The sequence below is a fragment of the Streptococcus mitis genome (genome assembly GCF_009496155.1).
In the GTDB taxonomy this organism is placed as follows: domain Bacteria; phylum Bacillota; class Bacilli; order Lactobacillales; family Streptococcaceae; genus Streptococcus; species Streptococcus mitis_BQ.
In genome coordinates this window covers 1-999 of sequence record NZ_WIJP01000037.1, presented here as the reverse complement: position 1 = coordinate 999, position 999 = coordinate 1, and the positions used below count along the sequence as shown (strand labels likewise).

General features: G+C 36.9%; 1 protein-coding gene. It reads right to left on the bottom strand.

Features of this window, described 5'->3' with window-relative positions; genetic code table 11:
• Positions 1-991, bottom strand: a 991-nt coding sequence (locus GEZ84_RS10550) for a transposase (protein ID WP_153224490.1), incomplete at its 3' end; no start/stop codon positions are given.
• Positions 992-999 lie beyond the last annotated feature (8 nt).

Below are 999 nucleotides of genomic sequence, written 5' to 3'. Positions count from 1 at the left end.
TCAGTTTTGACACCAAATGAATCTTTTCTTTGCGAGCTAGTTGAATGTTGTCCTTTCCTGAATAAGCCGCATCACCAATAATAGTTTCGATGTCCAGACTATTTTCCTTTGTTTTGGCATATAACTCAGGTAAATATTTCCCATCACTTTGTTCTCCAGAAGTGACCACACAAGCAGTAATAATCCGTTCATCCGTCATAGCGATATGACTTTTATATCCATAGAAAGAGGTGTCGGCTGTCTTATGTCCAAGCCTAGCCTCCTCCTTAACAGATGCTTCCAAGTGTTCTAAGTCATCCTCAACAGCTTCTTTTAGGTAATTGAACTTTTGAGAAACAGCTGGTAGGGCTGAGAGTTTCTCGTGTTTTTCAACTACAGCCATTAACTCCTCTGTATAGGTCAACTCTGCTTCAAGCTTATCTTCCTGAGGTTTCTTTGGAAATTCTATTTTAATATCTTCTGAATGTTGATAAATCGTTTTACGTAAAGCTTTTGAACGCTCCCTAAGAATTTCTTGGGGCTTCTTGTGATTATAATGAGCTTTGGTGTGAGTGGCATCCACAATGAGGATCTTACTCTTAATCAAGTTGTGTTCGAGTGCAATTTGAACAGATTTCTGAATCAATACATCGAGCAGATTGTTATCTTTAATTCTTAGCTTTCTAAATTTTGTCAGAGAGGAGGGTTCGATAACAGAATCCTCCAGAGCTAGACCAAGAAAAAATTTAAAGGCCATATCTGACAAGGAACGTTCCACCACATCGACATCTGATAACTTATAAATATCTTTCAACAAAAGATATTTGAACATCATAATCGGTGAATAAGCTTTACGCCCAAAATCGGGATGATAATTCTTTTCTAGTTCATCATAAATAAAGCTAAAATCACAGAGTTCAGTTAGCTGACGTAAAAAGTGGGGTTTAGGAACAACGATATTATACAAACTAGAATAAGGACTGACATCCATAGTTAACTGATTATCAAGCATGATTTCAC